The sequence below is a fragment of the Agrobacterium sp. 22-209-1 genome, assembly GCF_053522485.1.
Genome location: NZ_JBNWCH010000003.1, coordinates 287,182 through 309,183, shown reverse-complemented (window position 1 = coordinate 309,183; position 22,002 = coordinate 287,182). Strand labels below are relative to the sequence as shown.

At 59.0% G+C, this 22,002-nt stretch carries 21 protein-coding genes; 9 read left to right on the top strand and 12 right to left on the bottom strand.

The features are described from left to right. Positions 1–52: 52 nt before the first annotated feature. The gene (locus tag ACQZ48_RS09340) at positions 53–1,159 is read right to left on the bottom strand and encodes a calcium:proton antiporter (RefSeq protein ID WP_448728754.1); all 1,107 of its coding nucleotides are present in this window, start codon (positions 1,157–1,159) and stop codon (positions 53–55) included. Between the two features lie 194 nt (positions 1,160–1,353). On the opposite strand from ACQZ48_RS09340, the gene ACQZ48_RS09335 reads away from it, so the two are divergent. Beyond that, a complete protein-coding gene (locus ACQZ48_RS09335) occupies positions 1,354–1,620 on the top strand; it encodes a DUF2188 domain-containing protein (protein WP_077983072.1) in 267 nt (88 codons plus the stop codon). A gap of 58 nt (positions 1,621–1,678) precedes the next feature. Here the strand turns inward: ACQZ48_RS09335 and ACQZ48_RS09330 are convergent, their stop codons facing one another. Further along, positions 1,679–2,623, bottom strand: a complete 945-nt coding sequence (locus tag ACQZ48_RS09330; protein WP_077983073.1) for a LysR family transcriptional regulator — start codon at positions 2,621–2,623, stop codon at positions 1,679–1,681. 88 nt (positions 2,624–2,711) lie between these two features. On the opposite strand from ACQZ48_RS09330, the gene ACQZ48_RS09325 reads away from it, so the two are divergent. Both ACQZ48_RS09325 and ACQZ48_RS09320 read left to right on the top strand, forming a co-directional pair. Further along, positions 2,712–3,749: an NAD-dependent epimerase/dehydratase family protein gene (locus tag ACQZ48_RS09325; protein WP_448728753.1), complete on the top strand. Its 1,038-nt coding sequence runs from the start codon at positions 2,712–2,714 to the stop codon at positions 3,747–3,749. Next, positions 3,749–4,138: a DUF6220 domain-containing protein gene (locus ACQZ48_RS09320; protein WP_077983075.1), complete on the top strand. Its 390-nt coding sequence runs from the start codon at positions 3,749–3,751 to the stop codon at positions 4,136–4,138. Before ACQZ48_RS09325 ends, ACQZ48_RS09320 begins: the two co-directional genes overlap by 1 nt. 54 nt (positions 4,139–4,192) lie before the next feature. Here the strand turns inward: ACQZ48_RS09320 and ACQZ48_RS09315 are convergent, their stop codons facing one another. From ACQZ48_RS09315 to trxB, 4 genes are all read right to left on the bottom strand, one after another. Beyond that, entirely contained in the window at positions 4,193–5,305 is a 1,113-nt protein-coding gene (locus ACQZ48_RS09315; protein WP_191217514.1) for an alkene reductase, read from the bottom strand. Positions 5,306–5,427: 122 nt separating this feature from the next. Further along, entirely contained in the window at positions 5,428–5,718 is a 291-nt protein-coding gene (locus ACQZ48_RS09310) for an ArsR/SmtB family transcription factor (protein ID WP_010972127.1), read from the bottom strand. Between the two features lie 600 nt (positions 5,719–6,318). Further along, positions 6,319–7,215, bottom strand: a complete 897-nt coding sequence (locus tag ACQZ48_RS09305) for a LysR family transcriptional regulator VtlR (RefSeq protein WP_046798419.1) — start codon at positions 7,213–7,215, stop codon at positions 6,319–6,321. A gap of 24 nt (positions 7,216–7,239) precedes the next feature. Continuing rightward, complete coding sequence (gene trxB / locus ACQZ48_RS09300; protein ID WP_077983077.1) at positions 7,240–8,214, bottom strand: thioredoxin-disulfide reductase; 975 nt, start codon at positions 8,212–8,214, stop codon at positions 7,240–7,242. A 250-nt stretch (positions 8,215–8,464) separates the two neighbouring features. Between trxB and ACQZ48_RS09295 the strand changes: the two genes are divergently transcribed. Next, the gene (locus tag ACQZ48_RS09295; protein ID WP_004430414.1) at positions 8,465–8,932 is read left to right on the top strand and encodes an Lrp/AsnC family transcriptional regulator; all 468 of its coding nucleotides are present in this window, start codon (positions 8,465–8,467) and stop codon (positions 8,930–8,932) included. Between the two features lie 33 nt (positions 8,933–8,965). Here the strand turns inward: ACQZ48_RS09295 and ACQZ48_RS09290 are convergent, their stop codons facing one another. Then, complete coding sequence (locus ACQZ48_RS09290; RefSeq protein ID WP_077983079.1) at positions 8,966–10,021, bottom strand: glycosyltransferase family 4 protein; 1,056 nt, start codon at positions 10,019–10,021, stop codon at positions 8,966–8,968. Positions 10,022–10,111: 90 nt separating this feature from the next. Then, positions 10,112–10,588, bottom strand: coding sequence for a transcription elongation factor GreA (gene greA / locus ACQZ48_RS09285; RefSeq protein ID WP_003522847.1), 477 nt, complete (start codon positions 10,586–10,588; stop codon positions 10,112–10,114). Positions 10,589–10,809: 221 nt separating this feature from the next. Between greA and ACQZ48_RS09280 the strand changes: the two genes are divergently transcribed. From ACQZ48_RS09280 to ACQZ48_RS09270, 3 genes are all read left to right on the top strand, one after another. Further along, a complete protein-coding gene (locus ACQZ48_RS09280) occupies positions 10,810–12,042 on the top strand; it encodes a putative DNA modification/repair radical SAM protein (RefSeq protein WP_077983080.1) in 1,233 nt (410 codons plus the stop codon). Continuing rightward, entirely contained in the window at positions 12,042–13,490 is a 1,449-nt protein-coding gene (locus ACQZ48_RS09275) for a UdgX family uracil-DNA binding protein (protein WP_448728819.1), read from the top strand. Before ACQZ48_RS09280 ends, ACQZ48_RS09275 begins: the two co-directional genes overlap by 1 nt. Positions 13,491–13,641: 151 nt before the next feature. Then, positions 13,642–14,781: a GGDEF domain-containing protein gene (locus ACQZ48_RS09270; RefSeq protein WP_077983082.1), complete on the top strand. Its 1,140-nt coding sequence runs from the start codon at positions 13,642–13,644 to the stop codon at positions 14,779–14,781. A gap of 79 nt (positions 14,782–14,860) precedes the next feature. Here the strand turns inward: ACQZ48_RS09270 and ACQZ48_RS09265 are convergent, their stop codons facing one another. The 3 genes from ACQZ48_RS09265 to ACQZ48_RS09255 all read right to left on the bottom strand — a co-directional run bounded on the left by ACQZ48_RS09265 (position 14,861) and on the right by ACQZ48_RS09255 (position 19,816). Further along, positions 14,861–15,049, bottom strand: a complete 189-nt coding sequence (locus tag ACQZ48_RS09265) for a type II toxin-antitoxin system antitoxin (RefSeq protein ID WP_031233516.1) — start codon at positions 15,047–15,049, stop codon at positions 14,861–14,863. A 299-nt stretch (positions 15,050–15,348) separates the two neighbouring features. Then, complete coding sequence (gene carB, locus ACQZ48_RS09260) at positions 15,349–18,837, bottom strand: carbamoyl-phosphate synthase large subunit (protein WP_448728752.1); 3,489 nt, start codon at positions 18,835–18,837, stop codon at positions 15,349–15,351. 157 nt (positions 18,838–18,994) lie between these two features. Further along, positions 18,995–19,816 carry a LytTR family DNA-binding domain-containing protein gene (locus tag ACQZ48_RS09255; RefSeq protein ID WP_137410739.1) on the bottom strand — a complete coding sequence of 274 codons (822 nt, stop codon included), beginning with the start codon at positions 19,814–19,816 and terminating at the stop codon, positions 18,995–18,997. Between the two features lie 92 nt (positions 19,817–19,908). On the opposite strand from ACQZ48_RS09255, the gene ACQZ48_RS09250 reads away from it, so the two are divergent. Continuing rightward, positions 19,909–20,397 carry a DUF2306 domain-containing protein gene (locus ACQZ48_RS09250; protein ID WP_191217517.1) on the top strand — a complete coding sequence of 163 codons (489 nt, stop codon included), beginning with the start codon at positions 19,909–19,911 and terminating at the stop codon, positions 20,395–20,397. Between the two features lie 97 nt (positions 20,398–20,494). Continuing rightward, positions 20,495–21,403, top strand: coding sequence for a KPN_02809 family neutral zinc metallopeptidase (ypfJ, locus tag ACQZ48_RS09245; protein ID WP_137410738.1), 909 nt, complete (start codon positions 20,495–20,497; stop codon positions 21,401–21,403). Positions 21,404–21,443: 40 nt separating this feature from the next. Here ypfJ and ACQZ48_RS09240 read toward each other — a convergent pair whose 3' ends face one another. Beyond that, positions 21,444–21,923: a DUF2938 domain-containing protein gene (locus ACQZ48_RS09240; protein WP_137410737.1), complete on the bottom strand. Its 480-nt coding sequence runs from the start codon at positions 21,921–21,923 to the stop codon at positions 21,444–21,446. Positions 21,924–22,002: the final 79 nt, after the last annotated feature.

Sequence of the window (22,002 nt, the reverse complement as noted above, 5' to 3'; positions counted from 1 at the left end):
ATGATCTCAAATGAGGAAGCCCGGCAGCGACGCCGGGCTTTTTTCGTTTTGGTCAAAGCCCCAGAAACAGCAGCATGATGAAGGTGGCGAAGAGGATGAAATGTGTCATTCCTTCAATCGCGTTGGTTTCGCCGTCATTGAGATTGATGGCGGCGGCGATGAGGGTGATGAAGACCATGACGGTCTGAACCGGTGTCATTGCCATGATGAAGGGCTGACCGGTATAGAGCGCGATGCCCTCCATGACGGGCACGGTGAGGATGACCGTCGACAGGGATGCGCCCATGGCGATATTGACCACGGCCTGCATGCGGTTGCGCAAGGCGGAGCGGAGCGCGGTGAGGATTTCCGGCGATGCCGAGATCGTGGCCACCACCACCGCCATCAGCGCCGGCGGCGCGCTTGTGCCCTCAAGGCTTTCGCTCAGGAAGGTCGACATGAATTCCGCCAATACGCCGATCAACACCACGCCAGCGACGATGAGACCGATGGAAAGAGGCACGCTGCCTTCGTCCTCCTCTTCCGCGTGGCCGTCGGATGTCTGGCCGGCCGGATGTGCCTTCCGGGGATAGGCATAGCTGAAGAAATAGCTGTGCGGGCCAACCTGCATTTTGAGGAACAGCGCATAAAGCGCGATCATCGCGACGATGGTGAAGGCGGAGTAGACATGCCAGCTTTCCTTGGGAATGAATTCCGGCACGATCATCGAAATACCCATGGCGGTGAGGATCATTACGCCATAGGTCTTGCCGGAATCGTCATTATAGGGCTGCTCGCCGTGGCGAAGACCGCCGAGAAGTGCTGCAAGACCCAGAATGCCGTTGATGTCGATCATCACGGCGGAGTAAATCGTATCCCGCACCAGAGTGGGCGAAGCGGACTCGCTCATGATGATGGCGAGGATCAGCACTTCTACCGCGACGGCCGACAACGTCAGTATCATGGTACCGTAAGGATCGCCGACCTTGGTGGCAAGGATTTCGGCGTGATGGGCAACCCGCATCGAGACGAGGACGATGAGCCCGATCAGCGCTATCGCGGCAATCAGCGCCGCCGTCTTTCCAGCTTCGAATATTGCATGTTCGGCCAGATAGGCGAGGATTGCCACCGGTATAGCCAGCAAGAGCATCCGCTCCTGTTTCAGAATAGAACCCGCCATTGATTTCCTTTCCCCCTGATCGGCTCAGGCTGTGACGTATCGTCCTTCAGATCAAGCAGGATTTGCGCTTGAATGCTTTTGGTAGGATAGTGGTGTCGCAGGACATGCTGCTCATGCCGCGCTGTCCCATTGGGTGCAATGCTTGAAACGCGGTTGTGGTTGCCATGTCGCCTACCGATACAGGAGGACCATGCATGACCAAAGTGGTGTACGAGATCGTTGAACATGACGGAGGCTTCGCCTACCGCATGAACGGCGCTTATTCCGAGACGTTTCCCACCTATGCCGATGCCCGTGAGGCTGCGCGTATTGTCGCTGCCGAACAGCAGGTGGGCGGCGATGACGAGGAAATCAGCTATCAGGATGAGAGCGGCCATTGGCATGAAGAATACAGCCAGGGCGGCGACCGGCCGGAAGCCGAGGTGGTCGACAAGACGACGCAGCAGGCCAGACCGTTTTGATGCGCGATCCGTGGATTTCCAGCAAAGCCGGGATCACTTCGCCGAGAGTTGTTCGGCATTAGCGCCGTTTGGGCGGAGCACTTGGGTCGGTTTCCTTAAGATGCCCCTTGAGACCTTCGACGAGGGCGCTGAAGACGGCACGGCATCGCGGCGAGGTCTTGAGGTTTTCGTGCATCGCGACCCAGGTGTGGAGCGGGATATCGATGTTTGGGAGAACCTGAACCAGCCGTGGGTCCTTGCGTGCAAGGCCGATCTGGCAGACGCCAATGCCCGCGCTGGCGCGGATCATGGCAAGCTGGGCGAGATTGCTGTCGGCGCGGATTTCGAAGGAAATTTCTTCAATATCGGGTATTTCGGGGTCAAGCGAGCGCATTCGCTGGATGGCCGCTCGGATAAAGGGCGTCTTGCGGTCGAAACCGACCATCCGGTGGCGGTTCAGATCTTCCATGCTCGCCGGGGCGCCGGCTCTTGCCAGATAGTCGCGCGTCGCGTGAAATCCCAGGCGGAAATTGCCGATGTAACGCATAACGATTGCATCCTGCAGCGGTTCGGTCATGCGAATGGCGATATCCGCCTCGCGCCTTAAAAGGTCTTCCAGCGTATCGGATAGCGAAAGCTCGATTTCAAGCCGCGGGTGAACCTCCTGCATGGCGGTAATGATCGGCGGCAGCATTTCCACACCGATGATATCGGATGCGCTGATGCGCACCGTGCCTTCGATCTTGCCGACTTCGCCGGAGGCGGCGCGCATAAGGGCGGCGGTCGTCGCTGCCAGATTTTCCGCATAGGGACGGAGCGCAAGTGCTGCTTCCGTCGGCATCAACCCGTGGGGCGAGCGGATGAACAGCGGAAAACCAACGGCCTCCTCCAGCGCGCCGATATGGCGTCCCGCCGTCGGCTGGGTGATGCCAAGCTCGCGGGCGGCGGCAGACAATGAACCGTCGCTCAGCACGCTGAGGAAGGTGCGGTAGAAATCCCAGCTGATATCGCGGTTCTTCGTCATAATATTTTGTATAGCCGCTCCACTGATTTCGACAATTTCGTATATCGCACATCGGGTCGATACTCCAGACACACAAAGGAGTATGAAAATGTCAATCGAGAACGATGCAAGTACAGTGCAGGATCCGCGGCCTCTGGCTCTCGTCTTGGGAGTGAACGGCGGCGTCGGTGGCCAGGTTTCGCGAATGCTGCTGCAAAGGGGCTGGCGGCTAAGGGCGATGACTCGCCGAAAGCCAGCGTCTGAAGTCGCTGGCGACATTGAATTCGTGACAGGCGATGCGATGGACCGGCAGGATGTTCTCAAGGCGGCGCAGGGCGCTCAGCTCATCGTCCATGCGGTTAATCCTCCCGGCTATAGCGATTGGGAGAAGCAGGTCGTGCCGATGCTGGACAACACGATCGCCGCCGCCGAAAGCTGCGGCGCCAGGATAGTCTTTCCCGGTACGGTCTATAATTTCGGTTCGGACGCCTTTCCGCTGCTGACCGAAGAGAGCCCGCAAACGCCGTTTACGCGCAAGGGCGCGTTGCGTGCGGAGATGGAGCGGCGGCTGAAAATGGCGTCGATGCGTGGCGTGCCGGTGCTGATTGTTCGGGCGGGGGATTTTTTTGGGCCGGATGCCAGAAACAACTGGTTTTCGCAGATGCTGGTGAAGCCCGGAAAGCCGGTTCGCAGCGTCCAGAATCCGGCCGCCCCTCATGCAGGACACCAATGGGCCTATCTGCCTGACGTGGCGGAGACGATCGGTCGGCTGCTGGACCGGGCAGATGAGCTACCGGCTTTTGCCGTCTATCACATGGAGGGTTTCTGGGATTTCGACGGGCTGCAACTGGTTGAAGCCATCGAGCGGGTTGTCGGTCATCCGGTCAAGAGGCGGCGGCTGTCTTGGGCGGGCATCAAATTGGCCGCGCCCTTCGTTCCCCTGTTCCGTGAAGTACTGGAAATGCAATATCTCTGGCATATGCCGATCCGGATGAGCAATCGCAAGCTTACGGATTTCCTCGGAACGGAGCCCAGAACACCGATTGATGTCGCGATATCGACGACATTGGCGAGCCTCGGCTGCCTCGAGCAAAGGCAGGGTGCGGCGAGCCTTGCTCAACCGGTCGATGCCGGGGGCAGGTTGTGATGGCGACGGTCGGGATTGGGGTGTCGGTTTGGCGTCGCCTGTTTGTCGTGATCTCGGCAAGTGTGCCGTTACTCATTTTCGCGCAGGTGCTGCTGGCCGGGCTATCCATCTATTATGACGGATCGCTGATTTCGCTGCACAAGGGGCTCGGTCTCCTGATTTCGGTTCCGATCCTGTCACTGGTAATCCTCGCTCTGCGATACGACGAGTTGCGGCCCAATCTTGGCCGCGCGCTGGTCCTGCTCGGTCTCTATTGTTTTCAGGTGGCGCTGATGAGCATTGGCAGGGAAACGGGCAATGGTTTTCTGCAGGCGCTGCATGTGCCCAACGCTTTTGTCATGGGCGCGTTTTCCGACTTCGCCGCGCGGCAGGCGCGAAGTCCGTGCTGAGAGAAAAACGCCGCATCGCTTTCAGGCAATGCGGCGTCTTTGTTTTATCCTTTATCAGGCGAGCGCCGGGTAGTCAGTGTAACCCTCGGCCCCGCCGCCATAGAAGGTAGGCTGGTTCGGTTCATTCAAGGGCGCGTTGTCCTTGAAGCGGCGGACCAGATCCGGATTGGCGATGAAGGCCTTGCCGAAGGCGACGGCATCGACCTTGCCGCTCTCCACGGCTTGGATGGCGCTCTCGCGGTCATAACCATTATTGGCAATCCACAAGCCCTTGCCGCCGGCATTGCGATAAGCCGCCTTGAAGGCTGCGTAATCGAAAGGCTTGTCGCCCTGCTTGAAATCGCGCGGGCCGCCGGTTGCGCCTTCAACGACATGGATGAAGGCGAGATTGCGCTTGCCGAGCTGTTCCACCACGTAATTGTAGAGCGGCTGCGGGTCGGCCTCGAAAATATCGTTGGCCGGGGTAACGGGGGAAAGACGGATGCCAGTGCGGCCGGCGCCGATCTCCTCCGCAACCGCACCAACGACTTCCAGCAGGAAGCGGGCGCGGTTTTCAATAGAGCCGCCATAATCATCCGTGCGCTGGTTGGTGCTGGATTTCAGGAACTGCTCGATCAGGTAACCGTTGGCGGCATGGATTTCGACACCATCGAAACCGGCTTCCAGTGCTGCGCGTGCGCCGCTGCGGTAATCCTCGAGAATGAGACCGATATCGTCGATGGTGAGCGCGCGCGGCTCGGAGGTTTCGGCAAAGGCGCCGGTGCCGTCATCATTGATGATATAGGTCTTCGATTTCGCCGGAATGGCGGAAGGAGCAACCGGCTGGCCGCCATGCGGCTGTAGTGAGACGTGGGAAATGCGGCCCACATGCCAGATCTGCGCAACGATCTTGCCACCGGCAGAATGCACGCCGTCGGTGATCTTCTTCCAGCCGTCGATCGCTTCCCGCTTGTAAAGGCCGGGAACGTCTGCGTAGCCCTGGCCCTGCTGGGAAATCGGCGTGCCTTCGGTGACGATCAGCCCGGCCGTGGCGCGCTGCTCGTAATAGGTAGCGTTGAGATTGTTGGGAATGGCGCCCGGCGAACGGTTGCGGGTGAGGGGAGCCATGACGATACGGTTGGCGAGCACGATATCGCCGGCCTGTGCCGGTTCGAAAAGACTGGTCATGCGACTTCACTTTCTGGTCGGTTGGCGAAATTGCGCGGTGGACGCGCTTTGTTTTTCGGGTGCCGGCGTGAAAACCGCTGCGGTCTCCAGTCCGGCACCCCGGGGCTCAAAGCTTGGGAGGCTCAGAGATTGGCTTGCAGATAATGGCGGAAGGCATCGATGGTTTCTTCGTTGCGTTCGAAAAACACCCATTGCCCAACTTTTTTCGACCTGATTAGGCCGGCTGCCTGCAACACCGCCAGATGCGACGAGACGGTGGATTGCGACAGGCCGCTGATCTGGAACTGGTTGGCGCACACCCCCATGCTGAGCGGATGCTCCTGGCAGAAATGACTTTCAGGGTTTTTCAGCCATTCCAGGAATTTCAGCCGTGCCGGGTGTGAAAGGGCCTTGAGGACTTCCTCCGGGTTCATCGGTGCTTCTTTAATATCTGACATGACCGATATTTATATCGATAATTATCGATATACAAGTCACGTCTCTGTGAACGTTGCGGGGACGAAAAGGCTGTTCCAAAAAAGAAGGCCGCTGGATCTCTCCGCGGCCTGACAAGTTTGAAGGTCAAAAACCTCCAGAGGGGAACAGCTGTCGCGTGCCTTGGGCGAACGTGACAGCCAACTAAGATATGGGTGTGAGAACAATGCAAAACAAGGTTGCATCGTGCGATATTTCGCCAATTCGGAGAAAATTCTTGCGGGTAAAAAAAGAGGGCCGCCGGATGGATCCAGGGCCCTTTAAGTGTGAAGGTCAAAAACCTCCAGAGGGGAACAGCTGATGCGGTGGAACTGGGAGGAAAAGCCACCGTGTGCATCAGCTGAGAGCGATATGGTGCTTTTTTGTGCACGAAACAACTCTTTTTTGTGCAGGTCAGACATGCGCGCCGCGCAGCCCTCGATATTTCCGGTATATTTTATGTGCAAAGCTGAAAAGGGGCGCCTGTACGCCCCTCTTGCTTCTGCCTTTGTAAGGCTTTGAATTTGAAAGATTATTCTTTGACGTCGATTATTTTAACGTCAGAAGTTCCAGTTCCGCGCCTTGGCGACGATGAAGTCGCGGAAAGCCTTCAGCTTTGCAGCGTTTTTCATCTCGTCGGGATAGCAGAAATAGGTATCGAATGACGGAATATCTGCCGCGAGCGACAGCTGGATGAGGCCAGGATCGCGACCGACGATATAATCCGGCAAACAGGCGATACCTATCCCCAGCAGACAGGCCCGCTTGATCGAGGTCTGGCTGTTGATCTGCAGATGTGGAATGCGCGTGTTGTCAGAGGAGCGCCCGGCATTCTCTAGCCAGTTGACGTCGAGCAGGTAGTTTGGCGCCGGTTCACCGAAGGAAATGATGCGGTGATTGTCGAGATCCTCGATCGACTGTGGCTCTCCGTGACGGTTGATATACGACGGTGCGGCATAGACGTGCATATGCACCGTGAACAGCTTGCGCTGAATGAGGTCCGACTGCTGCGGCTGGCGCAGGCGGATGGCACAATCGGCGTGGCGCATGTTCACATCCAGCTCCTCATTGTCGAGGATGAGCTGGATCGACATTTCCGGGTAGAGCTGCAGGAACTCCTGTACCTTGTCCGTCAGCCACCCCTGGCCGAGACCGACGGTTGTCGTCACGCGCAGCTTGCCGCTCGGCTTTTCCGTCGTTTCGGTGAGTTGCATCTTCACCGTTTCGAGCTTCAGCAGCACGTCATGAGCGGTGCGATACAGCAGCTCGCCCTGTTCGGTGAGGATGAGGCCGCGAGCGTGGCGATGGAACAGCTTGACGCCGACATCCTGCTCCAGCGCGCTGACCTGACGGCTGATGGCCGACTGGGACAAATGCAGCTTGTCGGCAGCGTGGGTGAAAGACCCAGCTTCGGCTGCGGCATGGAAAATGCGCAGTTTATCCCAGTCCAATGGCATTGCCATGCCTATCCTGCCTTTCGGTTATTCCGCTGCGACCGCGAGCGGTTGTTGCGCGGTGAGATAACGTTCCGCTTCCAGCGCCGCCATGCAGCCCATGCCGGCGGCGGTGATCGCCTGGCGGTAAATGTCGTCAGTGACGTCACCGGCTGCAAAAATGCCTTCCACGTCGGTAGCGGTGGAATCGGGGGCGGTCCACATGTAGCCGTTGTCTTTCAGCTTCACCTTGCCCTTGAACAGCTCGACTGCCGGCGCATGGCCGATGGCGACGAAGACACCGTCGATGGGGAATTCGCTGATCGCGCCGGTCTTGGTATCACGCAGCTTCACGCCGGAGACAGAAGGCGGCATGGGCGGCTTGGCCGGTGCGCCGGTGATTTCGGCGATTTCCGTGTTCCAGAGGATCTTGACGTTTTCCTTGGCGAACAGGCGCTCCTGCAGAATTTTTTCCGAGCGGAAGCTGTCGCGGCGGTGCACCACTGTCACGGATTTGGCGATATGGGCGAGATAGAGCGCTTCTTCCACGGCGGAATTACCGCCGCCGACCACGATCACGTCCTTGTTGCGATAGAAGAAGCCGTCGCAGGTGGCGCAGGCGGAGACGCCGAAGCCCTGAAATTGCTGTTCGCTTTCGATGCCGAGCCACTTGGCCTTGGCGCCGGTGGCGATGATCAGCGTATCGGCCGTCCAGACCTGACCGGAATCGGTCTTGACCACGAAAGGCCGTACGGTGGTGTCAACTTCGGTGACGAGGTCGCTGACGATTTCCGCCCCCACATGCGTCGCCTGCTTCAGCATCTGGTCCATCAGCCATGGGCCTTGGATCGGATCGGCGAAACCCGGATAGTTTTCCACGTCCGTGGTGATCATCAATTGCCCGCCCTGTTCCATGCCGGCAATCAGCACGGGTTTCAGCATGGCGCGGGCCGCGTAGATCGCTGCCGTATAGCCGGCGGGACCAGAGCCTATGATCAATACCTTCGTATGGCGGGCAGACATGGAAATATTCCTTCTCAATAACGGGGTCTTCGCTCGAGGGCCTTCCAGCCGCAGGACGGCGGACGGGCCGCAACCCCTTCGTTGCCCGGTATTTAAGGTTGTCTAGTGTCTTTATTCAAGGGCAGCCTTGCGTTACCAACAAGGCAGTTGTGGATGCGCGCGCAATTTTGTGACCGGGCGGTGGCATAATGTTGCGAATCCCGCGCCGAATAGTACAAGGAAGTTCTACAGCTTAACGAGGTACTCCTCCGTGACCAGCGTCGAACTCGATGCCATCGATCTGAAAATCCTGCGCGAATTGCAGCGCGACGGGCGCATGACCAATGTGGAACTGGCTGAAAGGGTCGGTATATCCGCGCCGCCATGCCTCAGGCGCGTCCGCAAGCTGGAAGAGGCGGGTGTGATCGAGGGCTATCACGCCATGTTGAACGCGCCGAAGCTCGGTTTCGATCTCGTCGCCTTCTGCATGATCGGTCTCAAACGCCAGTCGGACAGCAATCTGAAGGCTTTTGCGGCGGCAACCGCTGGCTGGTCGCTGGTGCGGCAGGCGTGGATGGTGTCTGGCGAAAGCGACTTTCTGCTGCATTGCGTGGCCAAAAACCTGACGGAATTTCAGGATTTCGTCATCGAGGTTCTGACGGCGGACGAAAATGTCGATACGGTGCGCACCATGCTCACCATCCGTCAGGTGAAGCGCGTCGGTCTGGTGGAAATCTGATCGGCCGGCTTTTCGTCGACTTCGGAGGGGGGATTACCCCCGCCGCAACGCCTCGTAGACTTCGCCGAGACTTGTCGCTTCTTTTTCCAGCGGAAAAGTGCTGCGCACGTGCGCAAGTCCGGCACTTGCGTGGGCTTTGGCCAGAGCAGGATCGGCGAGATAGGTCTTTATCGCATCTCTGAGCGAGGCGTAGTCACCCGCGTCGACAACCGACCCGGTTTCGCCGGTGACGATCATTTCCTCATAAGCGCCGGCGTTGCTGGCGACAACGGCCGTGTCGGAAGCCATAGCTTCGAGCGGCGTCAAGCCGAAGCCTTCGTTGCGGGATGGGGCGACATAGAGCGTCAGCCGCCGGTACCAGGGCTTGATGTCGCCAACTTCGCCCTGAAATACGATACGGTCGGCGAGGCCGGCCGCGGTCACATCGGCCTTGAGCGCATCACCAAAGGCCTTGTGTTCTGTTGTGATGCGGCCGGAAACTACAGCGGTCCATTGCGGGTAATGGGGCAGAAGCTCGATCATGGCGCGCACGAAGAGATCAGTGCCCTTCTGGTGGCGCACCCGTCCAAAGCAGCCGATCAGATATTCCCCCGGCAGGCCGGTTGCCGCGATCGTGTCTTCCGGGCCGGTGGCGGGGTGGAACAGCTCGGTATCGACGCCATGCATGACGACGCGGTGGGGCACTTCCAGGAACGAGCCGGAGCGCGCGTTGGTCGCAACCACGGCGTCCATCTTCGAAATCAGAAAGCGTGTATAGGCGGAATGCCGTCTCTGCGCTGCCGAGGTGAACAGAAGCTTCACCTTCATGCGCAGCACGTCACGCATGAGAAGACCCGGCAACATTTCAAGATTTCGCCGGGCATGCCAGATGCGCGGGCCGCCCTGCGGACCGTCCTGCCAGAGCCGCCACAGATCACGAAAGCGCACATGCGGCAGATGCGGCGGCAGGCCGGGGCCGATGACGGCGACCTGCTGTCCCAGCCGATTCTGCACCGGTATCAGCTGAACGATGGTTGAGGTGACGCCGGAGAGCCTGCGTTTGAAGTTCGGCGCAAGCACCTGCACATCTTTCAGACTGACGTGGGACAAGATGGGCTTCCGTCTTTGCGGCTAATTTTGGGGATTGAAGACTTCAAGAAAAGCAATGCGCCCGCATGGGGCGCATTGCATGTGGGGGCGTCAGCCCCACTGAACCGCGAGAATCTCGTAGCCCTTGGCGCCGCCCGGAGCGTTAACTTCAATGCTGTCGCCGACTTCCTTGCCGATGAGCGCGCGGGCGATGGGCGAGGAGATGGAGATGCGGCCGGCCTTCACATCGGCTTCCTGGTCGCCGACGATCTGATAGGTCTTTTCCTCATCGCTATCCTCGTCGACCAGCTTGACGGTGGCGCCGAACTTGATCTTCGAACCCGACATCTTGGAGAGATCGATGACTTCCGCGCGCGCGGTCAGGTCTTCGAGTTCGGTGATGCGGCCTTCATTGTGGCTCTGTGCTTCCTTGGCAGCATGGTACTCGGCGTTTTCCGAAAGGTCGCCATGGGCGCGCGCTTCCGCAATCGCCTCGATGATACGGGGGCGTTCCTCCTGCTGGCGCCAGCGCAGCTCCTCCTGAAGCTTGACGAATCCACCCTGAGTCATCGGTACTTTTTCTACCATTTTTTTATCCTTCGCATTCCGGTCGCTATACTTGCAGACACAAAAAGAAACAGGTTCCGGAGAGGAACTCCGGAACCATGCCAAAATCAAAACTGAGCCGACTATATCAGAAGACGGCAGCGAAATGCCAGCAAATTTGAGGTGCGCATATTTCCTTTAACAATCAATGACTTAATCTGTTTCATTGACATTCGTCGTCAGAACATATAGTGAACATACCTATGAAGAAGTCGATCAAGCAACGGCTGGCCATTCTCTCCGACGCGGCAAAATACGATGCATCCTGCGCATCGAGCGGCACGACCAAGCGAAACTCTGCAGCATCAGGCGGTCTGGGCTCCACGGAGGGGTCGGGCATTTGCCACGCTTATGCTCCCGATGGACGCTGCATTTCGCTCTTGAAGATTCTGCTCACCAACTTCTGCATCTATGATTGTGCCTATTGCATCAACCGGTCGTCAAGCAATGTGGAGCGGGCGCGTTTCACGCCGGAAGAGGTGGTGTGGCTGACGCTCGAGTTTTATCGGCGCAACTATATTGAAGGGCTCTTCCTATCGTCGGGCATCATCCGGTCGTCGGATCATACGATGGAAGAGATGGTGCGGGTTGCACGCGAGCTGCGCGTTACGCATGGTTTTCGAGGCTATATCCATCTGAAGTCGATTCCGGAGGCGTCGCCCAGGCTCATCGAGGAGGCGGGGCTTTACGCGGATCGTCTCTCGATCAATATCGAATTGCCGACCGATAGCGGCATTGGTCGTTTCGCGCCGGAAAAGCAGCCCGCCAATATTCGCCGCTCCATGGCCGATATCCGCCTGAAGATTGAGGAGGCGGGGGAGCCGACCGTCAGGACGAAAAAGACCAAGCGCTTTGCGCCGGCCGGGCAGAGCACGCAGATGATCGTGGGGGCGGATGGCGCCGACGATAACACCATTCTCTCCACCAGTGCCCGGCTTTATGGCAGCTACGGTTTACGGCGCGTCTATTATTCGGCCTTCAGCCCCATTCCGGATTCATCGAAAAACCTGCCGCTCATCAAACCGCCGCTGATGCGGGAGCACCGGCTTTATCAGGCGGATTGGCTTTACCGCTTTTACGGCTTCGACATTGGCGAGATAACGGCGACCGGGGGTGACGGCATGCTCGATCTCGATATCGACCCGAAACTGGCCTGGGCGCTGAAACATCGCGACCGTTTCCCGGTGGACGTCAATGCGGCGGATCGGGAAATGCTGCTGCGGGTGCCCGGTTTCGGCACCAAGACGGTGGCCTCCGTTCTCTCGTCACGGCGGTTCCGGCGGCTGCGGCTGGAGGATATTGCGCGTTTCGGTGTTTCCCTGAAAAAGGTGAAGGCTTTTATCGTCGCAGAGGGCTGGACGCCGGGCAAGCTGACCGAGCGGCCGGATTTGCGGGCGATGTTTGCACCGCAGCCCGAACAATTGTCGCTGTTATGATGTACTGCCCGGTGCTGGAAGGGCGGGGCGATTTCGGCGAGTGGCGCGATGCCGCGCGTGCGGCCCTTGCCGCCGATATTCGACCGGAGACGATTGACTGGCGGTTGCAGGATTACGGGGCAGGGCTGCTGGATTTCGCAGGTGAGCCATTACCGATGGTCGATGCCGGCAATGGGCAGGTTTCCGTTCCGGCTTCGTTTTTGGCGCTGGCACAGGCCGTCATCTGCCATGGCGATCCCGGCCGGTTTGCGCTGCTTTATCGTTTGTTGTGGCGGCTGAAGCGGGATCGCGCCCTGTTGCAGTTCAAGTCCGATCCGGATGTTGCAGAGGCCCGTTTGCTCGAGAAATCGGTGCGTCGGGATTGTCACAAGATGACGGCCTTCGTCCGTTTCAAGGAGTTGTGCTTGCCGCAGGGGCAGGGCGGGCGACGGCGGTTCGTGGCCTGGTTCGAGCCGGATCATTTCATCGTCGAGCGAACGGCAGCGTTTTTCCAGCGACGGTTTACCGATATGGACTGGCTGATCGCCACGCCGAAAGGGTCCGCCCGATGGGATGGAAGCGAGCTGCAAACCTCTCGGGAGGCGGCGGCGAAGCCCGATCTGACGGACGAGACGGATGAACTCTGGCGAACTTATTATGCCAATATATTCAATCCGGCCCGCTTGAAGATTAAGGCCATGACGGCGGAGATGCCAAAGAAATACTGGAAGAACCTGCCGGAAGCCGATCTCATTCCCGACCTCATTCTCGGCGCGGAGGCGCGGGTACTGGAAATGGCCGCCAGAACGGCGAGCCAGCCGCAGCCCTTTCATCATCGCCTGCAGGTTGCGGCCGCTGCACGGGAGATGCCGCAACTGGCGCCAGACGGAACGCTTGCGTCGCTGGCGCGGCAGGCTGGCCACTGTACCCGCTGTCCCCTGCATTGCAGCGCCACGCAAACGGTTTTCGGTTCCGGGCCGGAGGATGCGGAAATCATGATCGTTGGCGAACAGCCGGGCGATCATGAAGATCTCGCCGGAAAGCCTTTTGTCGGCCCGGCTGGCCAGCTTTTCGACCGGACTCTTGCCGATGTCGGTATTGAGCGCAAAAAGCTCTACGTCACCAATGCCGTTAAACACTTCAAATATGAAACGCGCGGCAAACGACGCATCCATCAACGGCCGAATGCAGGCGAGGTGGAGCAATGCCGCTGGTGGCTCAATCAGGAAATCGCGCTCGTCCGGCCGAAACTGATCGTCGCCATGGGCGCAACTGCGCTTTATGCGCTGACCGGCGGCAAAGAAAGGCTCTCGGAGATCAGGGGTCGTCCTATACCGATGGAGGAGGGCCGAACGCTTTTTGTCACCGTGCACCCCTCCTATCTCCTGCGCCTTGCTGGTGGGCGGGCGAAAGAGGCGGAAATGACGCGGTTCGTCGATGATATAAAGTTTATTAGAATATTCGAATAGATTTCGATTTGTATATCGGAGATTTATTGAGAACTTTAGCCGTAACTTCCGGTATTATCGTTTAACGATTGGTTTTCCGTTATTTTTATTGAAATTTTATAATTGGTATTGTATTTGGTAGTTTTAAATTTATTCACCGTATGGACAAATAATGTTGGGTGAGCTCGACCTCGCGACAGTAATACTGATGCAAAAATGTTCTTACATCGTTGGTCTGTTAAGCTTTATCTATCTCAAAATGAGTAGCCGCGGTCTACCGGGGCCCATTCCTCTTGCTGCGGGTTTTGCGGCGATGACGGTCGGTTCGACGCTTGCCGGTTATGGCGAATGGAAAATATTGTCGCCGATCGTTTGGGAGCTTGGCAGCGTTTTGTTCGGTATTGCCGGATATGCGCTGATCTGGCTGGGTCTGAAGACATTGAGCGATGGACGTTTCGTCAATCGCAAAACCATCCTGTTCACCTGTCTTATTGCAGTGCTGGCGATTGGCGTTGCGTTGCAGGTGGCCGGCAACAACGCGTTTCGCGCGGCGCTTTTTAATGGCTGCGCGGCTCTGGCCTATCTTGGCGGGGCGGGCGTGCTTTTTGCCCGGTGGCGGAAAGAGCCGCTTCTTTCGCGGCTGGCGCTTGGTGCGATTACCGGCGTCTCCGGCCTGATATCGCTTGCGGTGATGAAAAGCGTGCTTTTCCCCGCTTATGCCAGCATCAACCTAGTCAATGCGTTCTTCTTCATTATCATGCTGAACTTCGCCATCTCGCTCTTCGTGATGATGCTGGTGGCGGAGCGATCCGAGCGGAAATTGCTGGTTCTGGCGAATACCGATCCGCTGACGGGCGTCAAGAACCGGCGTTTCTTCTTTCAGACGATGCCTGCCGCCCCCGATCCCAACGACGCGGCCATGCTGCTTGATATTGATCACTTCAAGTCGATCAACGACCGCTTCGGCCATGCCGTCGGCGACAGTGTGCTACAGGAAGTGGCAAGGCGCATCGGCGGCAGCATCCGTGGCGGAGACGTGCTGGCGCGTTATGGCGGCGAGGAATTCATCATCTTCCTGCCGGGCGCCGGTGTGGACAAGGCCTGCATGATCGGCGAACGCATTCGTAACGCGGTTGCGATAAATGAGGTCGATTGCGGCGGTCTGCGTGTCGGGGTGACCATCAGCATCGGCGTTGCCGCCACCGGCGACATGCGCTGCGATCTCCAGACGCTCGCAGAAAAGGCAGATCGTGCGCTTTACCGGGCAAAGACCGAGGGGCGCAATTGCGTTCGCGAGGCGCTGGCGGCGTAGGCGGGGCTGCGGGCCGGCGATCTTTCCGCAGGACCGCCTCGCATCTTTGTGTCTTGTAGCGTCGTTGTCACCCTGCGGTCTAAAAGGGCGGCTTGTCTGCTTCATCCGCCGTGGCGCGGCGGGACAGGGCCTCTTTCAGAAGAACCTCGATCTGGGCATTGACGCTGCGCAGTTCGCCGCTCGCGGTGTGCCGGATCATGTTCAATATTGCGGGTTCGATCCGCAACGGAAAAGCCACCCGCTCCGGTCCCGGTGGACGTCCAGCCATGATCAGGTCCTCAAGGCGGTGTTTTGGCCCATCAGGGCCAGGTGTTCCCATCGCTGGGTCCCTGTGGCGGGGCGCTTCAGCATCTTCATGGAGCGTTTGACCTCAGCTTCGGCAACGGCGCGGCGAATGGCTGCGGGCGATCCGTCATTGCGCAATAGGGACATCATGGACCTCGTTCGAACTGATGTTTTGATACCGGCAATGAATTGCAGCAGGATTACGCAATGCAAAACGCCGCGGGCATGGTGACCTGCGGCGCTTTGTTTTCATTCAGCGTTGGAACCTGCGGTTCCCGCAGCTTACTGGAAGTAGCTCTGCAGCGGCTTCACTTCCAGATTGCCGGCCTTCAGCGCCTGGATGGCAAGCGCTGCTGCTTCCGCACCCGCCATCGTCGTGTAGTAAGGCACCTTCTGCATCAGCGTCGCGCGGCGCAAGGACTTCGAGTCCGAAATCGCCTTGTTGCTGTCGGTGGTGTTGATGACGAGCTGGACCTGACGGTTGCGGATGGCGTCTTCGATATGCGGACGGCCTTCCTGCACCTTGTTGATCTTTTCGGCGTTGATGCCCTTTTCGGCGAGGAAACGCTGGGTGCCGCCGGTGGCCAGCACCTTGAAGCCGCTTTCCACGAGAATGCGGATGGCCGGCAGAACGCCTTCCTTGTCCTCGTCACGCACCGAGACGAAGACCGCGCCGGAGCGGGGCAGGTCGACGCCGGCGCCGAGCTGGCTCTTGGCGAAGGCGAGCGCGAAATCCGTGTCGAGGCCGATGACTTCGCCGGTCGAGCGCATTTCCGGTCCGAGCAGAATGTCGACGCCGGGGAAGCGCGCGAAGGGGAAGACAGCTTCCTTGACGGCAATGTGCTTGAGGTTGCGCGGATCGGGCTTCTGGCCATAGGCGGCAATCGCCGGATCGAGCTTCTCGCCGGCCATGACGCGGGCGGCGATCTTGGCGATCGGCGCGCCGATGGTCTTGGCCACGAAAGGCACGGTGCGCGAGGCGCGCGGATTGACTTCGAGAACGTAGATCGTGCCGTCCTTGATGGCGTATTGCACGTTCATCAGGCCGCCGACATTGAGAGCCTTGGCGAGCGCCGTCGTCTGACGCTCCAGCTCGTCGACGATTTCCTTCGACAGCGAACGGACCGGCAGCGAGCAGGCCGAGTCGCCCGAATGGATGCCGGCTTCTTCGATGTGCTCCATGATGCCGGAGACGAAGACGCTTTCGCCGTCGCACAGCGCATCGACGTCCACTTCAACGGCGTTGGTCAGGTAGCTGTCGAACAGCAGCGGGTTCTTGCCGAGCAGGGTGTTGATCTGGCCGGTCTTGTCGTTGGGGTAACGCTGCTTGATGTCCTCGGGTACGAGGCCCGGAACCGTGTCGAGCAGATAGGTCTGGAGCTGGCCTTCCGAATGGATGATCTGCATGGCGCGGCCACCCAGAACGTAGGACGGGCGAACCACCAGCGGGAAGCCGATTTCCGAAGCGACGAGGCGGGCCTGCTCGACCGAATAGGCGATGCCGTTGTTCGGCTGGGCAAGATCGAGCTTCATCAAGAGCTTCTGGAAGCGGTCGCGGTCTTCGGCAAGATCGATCATGTCAGGCGCGGTGCCGAGGATCGGGATACCGTTCTTTTCCAGCGCTTCGGCGAGCTTCAGCGGCGTCTGGCCGCCGAACTGCACGATAACGCCGACGAGTTCGCCCTTCTCCTGTTCCGCGCGCATGATCTCGATCACGTCTTCGGCCGTCAGCGGCTCGAAATAGAGGCGGTCGGAGGTGTCGTAGTCGGTGGAAACGGTTTCCGGGTTGCAGTTGATCATGATCGCTTCAAAGCCGGCATCCTTCAGCGCGAAGGCGGCATGGCAGCAGCAGTAGTCGAACTCGATGCCCTGGCCGATACGGTTCGGGCCACCGCCGAGGATGACGACCTTCTTACGGTCGGAGACCTGCGCTTCCGAGCGGGCTGCGCCGACGAAGGGAATTTCATAGGTCGAATACATGTAAGCGGTCGGCGACGCGAATTCGGCCGCACAGGTGTCGATACGCTTGAAGACCGGGCGGACGTTCAGGCTGTTGCGCAGCTCGGCCACTTCCTTCGGGCGCTTGGAGGTCAGGCTGGCGAGGCGGGCATCGGAGAAGCCCATGGCTTTCAACATGCGCAGGTTTTCGGCATCCTGCGGCAGGCCGTGCTCGCGGATGCGGGCTTCCGTATCCACGATGGCCTTGAACTGGGCGATAAACCACGGGTCGATCTTGGAGTTTTCGTGGACTTCCTCTTCGGTCATGCCCATGCGCAGCGCCTGGGCGACCATGCGCAGCCGATCCGGCGTCGGTGTGCCGATGGCGGCGCGGATCGCGTTCTTGGAGCCTTCGCCCTCTTCGTAACCGGGGATTTCGATTTCATCGAGACCGGTGAGGCCGGTTTCGAGGCCACGCAGCGCTTTCTGCAGCGATTCCGCAAAGGTGCGGCCAATGGCCATGACTTCACCGACGGACTTCATGGCCGTGGTGAGGATCGGCGAGGCGCCAGGGAACTTCTCGAAGGCGAAACGCGGGATCTTGGTGACGACGTAATCGATCGACGGTTCGAACGAGGCAGGCGTCGCGCCGCCGGTGATATCGTTTTCCAGCTCGTCGAGCGTATAGCCGATGGCGAGCTTGGCGGCGATCTTGGCGATCGGGAAGCCGGTTGCCTTCGATGCGAGAGCGGAAGAGCGCGAAACGCGCGGGTTCATTTCGATGACGACGAGGCGGCCATCCTTGGGATTGACGGCGAACTGCACGTTCGAGCCGCCGGTTTCGACGCCGATCTCGCGCAGCACCGCAATCGAGGCGTTGCGCATGATCTGGTATTCCTTGTCGGTCAAGGTCAGCGCCGGTGCAACGGTGATCGAGTCACCCGTGTGGACACCCATCGGATCGATGTTTTCGATGGAGCAGATGATGATGCAATTGTCCGCGGTGTCGCGGACGACTTCCATCTCATATTCCTTCCAGCCGAGCACTGATTCTTCGACCAGAACTTCCGTCGTCGGCGAGGCGTCGAGACCGCCCGAGACGATATCGAAGAATTCCGAGCGGTTATAAGCAATGCCGCCGCCGGTGCCGCCGAGCGTGAAGGATGGGCGGATGATGGCGGGCAGGCCGACATGATCGATGGCCTGAGCGGCAATCGCCATGGCGTGGGCCATATAACGCTGCTTGCGGTCGGTTTCGCCGAGGTTCCACTGGTTTTCGAGATCGTCCAGCGCCTTGTCGAGATCGGGGCCTGAAAGCTTGCTCTTCAGCTCGGTGCGGGCGGCCTCGTGCTTTTTGCGGTCGGCATCCTTGATTTCGGTGGCGTTGGCCAGCATCGAGCGCGGGGTTTCGAGGCCGATGCGGGCCATGGCCTCGCGGAAGAGCGCGCGATCTTCCGCCATGTCGATGGCTTCGGGCTTCGCGCCGATCATTTCGACGTTGTAGCGATCGAGAACGCCCATGCGCTTGAGAGAAAGCGCGGTGTTGAGCGCCGTCTGGCCGCCCATCGTCGGCAGAAGCGCGTCCGGACGCTCCTTGGCGATGATCTTGGCGACGACTTCAGGGGTGATCGGCTCGACATAGGTTGCGTCGGCAAGGCCCGGATCGGTCATGATCGTGGCCGGGTTGGAGTTGACCAGAATGACCCGGTAACCTTCTTCCTTAAGCGCCTTGCAGGCCTGCGTGCCGGAATAGTCGAATTCACATGCCTGACCGATGACGATCGGGCCTGCGCCAATGATGAGGATGGACTTGATATCTTGGCGCTTCGGCATGGCTCTCTCGTTCCGCTTTTTGGTTGCGCAAAACACCGGCCAGGGTGGAAGATCACCGGCCGGGGAGCGCAATTCAAATGTTTTCAGGCTAGAAGCGGCTTATAGGCAAATGTTTTTGAGAACGGAACCCCATAAATTCCGGAATCGACAGAAACTCTTAACGGGCAGGGGCATGTGCGGTGAAACGGGCCTGGACCGCTGCACTATAGGAGCGGCTGACGGGGATTTCCGTACCGTCTTTCGTGATCACGTGCAGGCGACCGGCTCGTTTGCGCAGCAAGGTAACGTCGGCATCGGCAATCCAGTGCGACCGGTGCACCTGCAAGCCTTCCGTATGGCCTATTTCCTTCAGCGCGTCGGAGAAACGCAGCAGAACGAGATGACGCCCGCGCGTGGTGACGATTTCAGTATAGTGGTCCTGCACTGACAGTCGCAGCAATTCTCCGCGTTTTTGCGGCGGCAGGCGCTCCAGCAGCGGCGCGGTGCTTTTCACCTCGCATCCGGTGTTTTTGCCTGTGCCCATTATGGCGATTGGCGCTGTTGCAAGCGACTGGCTGGCGGTGAGATAGCTTAGCAGGCAGAAGATGGCGCAAAGAGGCAGGGATGACAGGCTGCTTTGTAGAAATGGGCCGAAACCCATTTCCGTGCCCGAAAAGATCCGGTTGGTGATGGTAAGCAGGAGCCCTATCGGCAGGGCGGCCGTCAGCGAGCCGATCATCATGCGCGCCAGCATATTCCTGATATTATCGGCGAAGACGCGGTTGGCGACGATGGAAAAGGATATGGCAAGTATCCAGGCGCCGGCCTGTACGATTGTCCAGTAAAGCAGCCGCTCGGCGAAGCTCATGGTTTCGCTCGTGCCGAAAGGCCCGGTCACGATGAAGATCGCCAGCACCGCGAGAAATGTCAGCCATAGCCTGGACGATTGCAGGATGGCGTGCATTTCACGAAGCGTGGACTGCAGATACGGGTGATCCACGAAGTTTTCCTGCGGTTGGCGTCAATCCGTTTTTCCTGAGCGCATGTTTTGCCGAAATTGCCGGTGATTTCAACCGAGCCGAAACAGCGCCCATGTCACTTCAGCCATTGTTAGACGCACCGCTTGCCGTGCAATTCCATGTCGCCACTGTCGTTCCTGCGGCCATTCTCGGCGCCTTCATTTTCCTGCGTCCCAAGGGCGACGCCATTCACCGGCTGCTCGGCAAGATCTGGGTGATGCTGATGGCGACGACTTCCATTTCAACCTTCTTCATCCATGAGCTGAAGATGTTTTACGGTTTCAGCCCCATCCACCTGCTCTCCGTCTTCACCATTTATGGATGTTTGCAATCGGTCCATTTTGCGCGCCGCGGCGATATCGCCCGTCACATGCGGATCATGCAGAGCGTTTATCTCGGCGGCATCGTGATTGCCGGAGGTTTCACCTTCGTTCCGGGACGCATCATGCACGAGGTTGCTTTTGGTGATGGCAGAGCCGGATTTGTGGCGTTTTTGGCTGGCGCTGTCCTGTTTACCTTCCTGTTTGTGATCGTGCTGAAACAAAGACGCAGGACTGCGTGAGAGACTCCGTTTGCCACCTCTGCTTTCTTCCGGAACAAGATGTATTATAGTGCCGTTATAAGGCAGCTTGTTGAGGCGGAACCGCCGGGAGAAGAGCATGGAATGGAGAGGGCGCCGCCAGTCGGACAATATCGAGGACCGGCGCGGCATGTCGGCGGGATCGGGCGATCCTTTTTCCCGTGGCGGGATGCGCATACCTGTCGGGCGTCGCGGCGGCGGTATAGGGATTGGCGGTCTTCTCGTCATTCTGCTCATCAGCTGGGTGCTTGGCATCAATCCGTTGACGCTGCTGACCGGCGGCGATTTGTCGATGGATGGCGGCGGAACGACGCAACAGCAGTCCGGCACGCGTCCGCAGGGCCAGTCGTCCGACGAGACGACCGCCTTCGTACGCACCGTGCTGGCGGAGACCGAGGATACCTGGAGCGGCATCTTCCAGTCCGCCGGCGAAACCTATCAGAAGCCGACGCTGGTTCTGTTCTCCGGTCAGGTGTCTTCTGCCTGCGGTTATGCTTCCGCTGCCAGCGGCCCGTTCTATTGCCCTGGTGACCGCAAGGTCTATCTCGATACCAGCTTCTTCAAGGAACTGGACCAGCGTTTCGGCGCGGCCGGCGATTTCGCGCAGGCTTATGTGATTGCACATGAGGTGGGCCACCACATCCAGAACCTGACCGGCGTCCTGCCGGAGTTCAATCGCCGCCGCCAGTCGATGAGCCAGGTGGATGCCAACAAGATGTCGGTGCGTGTCGAGCTTCAGGCGGATTGTTATGCCGGCATCTGGGGCAAGTTCACCGAGCAGAAGGGCATTCTCGAGGCCGGCGATCTTGAGGAAGCGTTGAACGCGGCTCACCAGATCGGTGACGATACGCTGCAAAAGCAGACGCAGGGCTATGTGGTGCCTGACAGCTTCAACCACGGCACGTCGGCTCAGCGCATGGAATGGTTCAAGCGCGGTTTCCAGAGCGGCCGCGTCGAGGATTGCGATACTTTCTCGGCAGATATCTGAAAACCAACAGGCGAGGGGGCTTTTCAGCCCCCTTTTTTATTTAGCGCATCAAAAGCGCCACGGCGTACATGCCAAGAGCGAAAACCGTATGGGCTACAAGGTTTAGAAAGCGGACCTTTGTAGGGTTCGGCGTCTTCGATGCCGCCCAGCCGATGCCCAGCCCCGGCTGCAGCAGAAACCAGCCCGCGCCGACGGTGACGATACCGACGATCCACGGCTCAATGAAGGACGGATTTGCAAACCATGCGGCCGGAACCACCATCGCGAGAATGACGCCGTAAAGAATGCCAACGGCGTAGTGCGAAATCCAGCCGAGCGCCAGTTCGTGCTCATAGGGTGCCGCCGTGGCGATGCTGTCGTGAAATATCCGGCCCTTCGGCACGTGCCAGAACCAGCGGCCGACCGGCGCCCAGTTCGGTGCGGACTGGCCGAAAAACCGGTGCAGTATGATTGCCCATATATCCATAAACACGGTGCCGCCAATGCCCATGGCAATGCCGCGCCAAATCAGTTCCAGCATGAATCCCTCCGCATGATCATGATCGATCAAGCTCTAGCGGATCGCGCCGGTGGCGGAAACCGGCTATTGCCGGGGCGGA